At 61.3% G+C, this 5,288-nt stretch carries 3 protein-coding genes; all 3 read right to left on the reverse strand.

What is annotated here, in order from left to right; translation table 11 throughout:
* Nucleotides 1-354 precede the first annotated feature (354 nt).
* On the reverse strand, nt 355-708 hold the full coding sequence (locus tag GL300_RS25915; protein WP_155042557.1) for a hypothetical protein: 354 nt from the start codon (nt 706-708) through the stop codon (nt 355-357).
* A 301-nt stretch (nt 709-1,009) separates the two neighbouring features.
* A complete protein-coding gene (locus GL300_RS25920) occupies nt 1,010-1,246 on the reverse strand; it encodes a hypothetical protein (RefSeq protein WP_155042558.1) in 237 nt (78 codons plus the stop codon).
* 292 nt (nt 1,247-1,538) lie between these two features.
* Nucleotides 1,539-4,481, reverse strand: coding sequence for an NAD(P)-binding protein (locus GL300_RS25925; protein ID WP_155042559.1), 2,943 nt, complete (start codon nt 4,479-4,481; stop codon nt 1,539-1,541).
* Nucleotides 4,482-5,288 lie beyond the last annotated feature (807 nt).

The following is a 5,288-nucleotide window of genomic DNA, read 5'->3' on the forward strand; positions in this document are numbered from 1 at the left end:
TCGGCTCACGGCAGCCGGTCAGGGCTGCGATGGCGGAAGTCTCCGCCCTGCCCGGCTGCTGGCAAATGCCGCGTCCGAGGACATTTCTGAATGGCCAGAAATGGGACAATTCTGAATGGTTGCTACAGGCAGTTGTACTTGTGGAAGGTCTATTTTGAAGTGCGGCGGTAGAACTGTTGCACGAATTAGGGAACTGCCGTGGTTCCCCTTTCCCTTTTCCCACCACTTATCCGCAGCCACGGCGACGGGGATGCCGAAGGCTATGATCGGGCTCATTACCGCAGCGCGCGCCTGAAGCTCTACGATCTGCATCTCGCGCGCTATGAGACGCTGCCGCAAGAGCGACGGGCAAGCTCATCCAATCGGCGGGAAAACGATCCGCAGATCGTTTTCTGCCCCCTCTTCATAACTCGACGTGGCTCCAGTAATGATAATCACTACATCGCCGCCGGAGTGCACGACCGAAGGTGCTTCGCCGCCCTCAGCATCTCGCTTCGCGCTCTGGCGGTCGTCGGCTTCCATCGTTACGCTTTCCTGCGGGGCGGAATGATCGCCTAGGCACCCCTGCCGACGATGGCATGATGGCAGGTGCATGTATCGAGCACCGTCGGCGATGACCGTGGCAATACGCTCGTTCAAGTCGATCTGGTGCAGAAACTCGGGCAGCTTCGGATTCGGCGTCTCAACCGCCGTTCGCCCGCGCGCCACGACGGACGTCCGCGTGTGGCTCGGGGTCCCAATCAACGACGCGGCTATAAGCCCGGTGCGAACCGGTGTCCCTGACTTGCGGCCGTCAGTGTGCGATCCTCTCACCGTGACCTTGGCAATCCGTTTAGGCCGTCAGTGCCCCGGATGGCTTGTCACTGTACTGCTGCCCGTCAGGCTTCAGCGGTTCTCAGCATCGTGCGCCATGCGGTTGGCTAGTACGATCGCTATGACCTTGAGTAGCTTGGTCCGGATCATGCCACCCAGCCAGCCGCCCCCGGAATCAGACCGCTGCGGGTGGCGGTCACCCCACCGCTCCGAGATAGAACAGTCTGCGGATGTGGCGATTTCTCATCTTGGATATCGACTCCAATCGTTCCTTGCCGCCGCTCGCAGCTTTGGCATCAGATCCAGAGAAACGCGCCACCAGCGCCTGCCCCTGCGGCAGGTCAAGCGTCAGCGCCAGAGCAAGCTGATCATCCGCCGCAAGATTGGGGAATGTCCCGCACAGCATCGCGAAATCGCTGGATTCCCCGCCCATCCGCGACCTGAGCCATTGCCGGAACGGATGCTGGCTTTCGGATCACTTCAGCGCATCCCCTGCAAAGATCACATGCGAGGGCGCGGTCTCGATCACGCTATTGACCATCGCCAACTTGCCGATCCCAGCCTCGCCCGTGACCGAGCAGGGCTGGTCGGGATTGCGCTAACAGGCGCGTGCGACCTGCCTGCCGACAAAGGTCCGGCCGACCCGCAAGGTATTGGGACCGGCGCTCGAAGGAGCCGCATTCCACCCTTGGATACTGGCATGCAATATCCTGAATATTAATACTTTATTTTACATAAGTTCTATTTGCCTGCAGCACCCGGAGCCTGCCACTGTCGAATGGATTTGATAAGGTCCAGGCAGTACGGATGCGGAATGCCCCCGGCAGACCCACATGCCGCATCGCCTGCCCCGGACCGGTCATGGTCAGGGGCTGCGCAGGCATCTCTCCGGCGGGAAGTTGCGCCAGATTCGAGTCGTTGATTCTGATCCGCGCATGAACCGGAGCGATCCGGGCAGCGGTCAGGTTGAAGTCAAAGGACGAGAACCGCCAGCCCATCACCGGGTGATGACTGGCGACGATCTGTTGGCACAATGCCTCGACCGCGCCGCATTCCGGCGAGTTCATCAGCCGCCTTTCGAAGCCGTTTTGCTGATAGTCGCCCGACCAGATCGCCTGCCCTGTGGGCGAAGCGACATGGTAATCTGAGCCGGTCATGCTGAGCCGTCCCATCCGCTTGTTGTAGCCATAGAAGCCAACTCCGACCAATTGCGGCACGCGGCTGTTCAGGTAGAGATTGGGCAGATAGCTGAACAGGCCGGGAATTCCGTCGATGGCGACATGGTTGATGGCGATGATCGCCTCAAGGTAATCCGGATAGCCGGTAAAAGCCGGCTGGGCCGACAGTCTGACCCCGATCTGACGATTGGCCAGCAAGGCCACGGGATGGGTGCCCGGCGGGGTTAACCCCTGCGCGTGCAGGCGCATGCCCGGTGGCAGGACTTGGGACAGCGCCGCCGCATCGACGGCGTGAAAGCTGAACCAGCCGTCGATGCTGCCGGTCGCAAAGAACGGGGTCAGTGGCCAAGGCGCGGTCGGTGCATAGGGGCTGGTCAGGGATTGCGACGCGCCGGGGATGAAGTCGGGGCCAAGATCGGTCTCGCCCACGATCTCGATCGGGCGCCCGGTCAGCCCGCGCGCGGCCATCAGTCCCGAGATGGTCGCGGCCTCGACACAGCCTGCATTGATGCCGCAGCGGGTCCAGTCTCCGGCCAAAAACAGGTTCGAGAAACCGCAATCATCCGGGGCCAGCCGGTATTCCACGCTGCCCGGCACCGACAGGACATAGCGCTCGGAGCCGTAAAGATTGCGGCGGTAATATTGCGCCGCCCATCGCGCATCGTCATCCACCGCCCCCGGCGCATGCAGGATCGAGGCGTCAAACCGACCGTCCCGCACTGCGCCCGGCCACATGCGGATCAGGTCACGATCCGCCCAAGCGCGGGTGTCCGCCGCGATGGTGGCGCGGTCGGCGTCGTCCGTACATGGGCTGCAGAAATAGGCGATCGACACCGGTCCCGGCGCAGCCCAACCTTCGCGCGGCAGCAGGTCGCTCATGTCGGCCCAGGTATCCAGCGGTTCCGAGAAACTGGTGATGACGGTGCGCAGGTCCTCGGGCGCGCCCGGAGCACTGCCACCTGCAAGTGCGTTCCAGCCCAGATCCTGTGCGCTGCGATCCAGCCAGAATTGCGCAGCGTGCGTGGCGACCGTCCGCACCTTTTCGGTCATCGTCCGCCAGCGCGGCGACACCGCAATCAGATCGCTGGCCAGATATGAGAGTGACCCCAGCGAGGCGCCCAGCACCACCAGATCGAAATCCCGCCCCTTCTCCAATCGCCAGGCCCGGCCTTCGGGCGGGGTCTTTTCGCACTCGAAATCCGGTGCCGCATTGGCCAGCGCCTCACCGTCCTCCAGCCGATCCCACAGCGGGGCCGAGGGCCAGCAGGGCAGCTGCGCGACATCAATCAGCGGATCGTAGGTCTCGCCCTTGGGCCGGGCTTGCTCGACCATCTCGATTGCGGCGATGTCATAGGCTGTGGCGTCTGGAATCAGCCTTCGCGCCGCATTGAAGAAACAGAAGCGCACGCCGCGTTTCTGCAGCAGTTGATAATAAGGTGCAAAGATCGTGTCGCCCATGCCCGCCTGCATGCGGTAGAACAGGTGGCCTTTATAGGTGAAGGCCAGCCGCAGCAGGCCGCGGATCGCGGTCCCCGCACCCATGCTGCGCTGCGCCGTATTGCCGCCTGCAAAGCCGAAGACATAGTCGTAGCAGCCCCGGAACAGCGCGGAATAGACCGCCTCGCGCGAGGCACCGTGATGCAACAGCCAATCGCTGATTTCCCAATCGTCGATGGCATCGAAACCGGCCTTGAAACCGCCTTCGGCAATCATTCCCCGGCAAAAGGCCAATGTCAGGCTGATGATATAGCCCGTCCGCCGCTGGTCATCGTCAAGCGCCGCGCTTTGGCGCAAGCTTGTCTGCCAGTCCTGCGCCTCACCCACCAAGGCCGAGAACAGCGCCATCTCTCCGGCATCAAGAAAGCGCAGGTCGCCCGGTAGCCTATCGACCAGATTGCGCAGCAGATGCAGCGGCGAGGCTGCCTCGGCCGTGAGCCCAAAGGCCGACAGATCCGGCAGATAGCGCTGCGCACGCATCGGAGCGGCAGGCATCCCGCTGCGCTCCAGCAGTTGCGATACCTGTGCCAAGGCCAGCCTCAGAAACCCGAACGGCGTGGGCAGCGCGCCGCCCGAACCCGGCACCAGATCGTTCGGCTCAAAGTCGAACCGCCAGGGACGCAGGACCGGATTGCCGCTTTCGTCCCTTGCCTCATCGGCAATGAAGAAATGGCTGAGGCCGACAAAGGCATCCTCAAGTCGCGCCAAAGGCGCATCAGACGCACGCAGCCCCTCGGACACCAGTTCTTCATAGGCTTGCCGCATCAGGCGGAAGGAATTGTCGTAAAAACCCGCCCAGATATGCAGGCCGTGCTCTTCAATCCGCCCGCTTTGGGACAGATTGCGACCGCTCGCGCCCTTGCCACCCAGACGCCAACCCATCTGATAGATCGTCAGTTCGAACCGGTCCTGCCAGTCGGGCTGGCAAGTGATCGCATAGGCCGTGGTGATTGCACCAACCCCACCGCCAATGATGGCGACTTTCTGCTTCATGCCATCCCCTATGCAACTGGACCATGACCGCGCCGTTCGAAAGAGTGAAGCGCGCCTGCTCTGCGAAGTGAGTATAGACAGCGACGTGGATTATAACATTTTGTATAAATAGACTTAACGAAAGACCCGCAGCAAGAGACTTGCTACTTTGATTTTGGCTTCGTCGCGACTTACGCAGCAGAACGTCTTCTTCAGCTTATTTCGGCTGCCTTATCTGCACGTTAATCGCACGAGTAGATCAAACGATCCGGGCGACGTTTGAAAGCGCAGACAGCACTGGCCGATTAGCACCGTACAAGGCCGTTGCCAGTTCCTTATAGAACCGTGCGCGATCCGTTAAAAGGCGGCTGCACAACACGTCAAACACCTCCACCGAAGATCTTCGGGACTCGCTGCGGCCTTTAGTATGATTGGCGGCACGGCCCCGATCAGCATTACACGGCGACCAATTTAGTACGATGACGGCCGATATATGCCGAGTGACTTCGCCGCCTGTGGAGTGGCAGATCATGGCGATGTCAGCAGATCAATGGATTTGACACACTCGGCCAGATCATCGGCATAGCTATTCATGCTATGAAATGCAGCGGATGGCCGCCCCCTGTTAGAGACGCCACCCGTAAACCAGCCAAGGTACCAGCTCCTAGAACAGACCTTCATTTGTGATGGCGGCCTGATTGTGCCCTGCCTACCAATTTTGGACCATCTAAAGCCGGAGTTTCCAGCCTTGGCCATGGCGGCGGGCTGGTGACGCCGCCGGGAAAGTGCAGCGCGCTCGGGACGTTGTATCCGATGGCGCTGTGGGGT

The organism is Paracoccus litorisediminis (genome assembly GCF_009711205.1).
Taxonomy (GTDB): Bacteria; Pseudomonadota; Alphaproteobacteria; order Rhodobacterales; family Rhodobacteraceae; genus Paracoccus; species Paracoccus litorisediminis.

Bases quoted from the DNA above. Each gene is read 5' to 3' on its own strand.
- GL300_RS25925 (WP_155042559.1), bottom strand. From the start codon at position 4,481: ATGAAGCAGAAAGTCGCCATCATTGGCGGTGGGGTTGGTGCAATCACC.
- GL300_RS25920 (WP_155042558.1), bottom strand. From the start codon at position 1,246: ATGGGCGGGGAATCCAGCGATTTCGCGATGCTGTGCGGGACATTCCCC.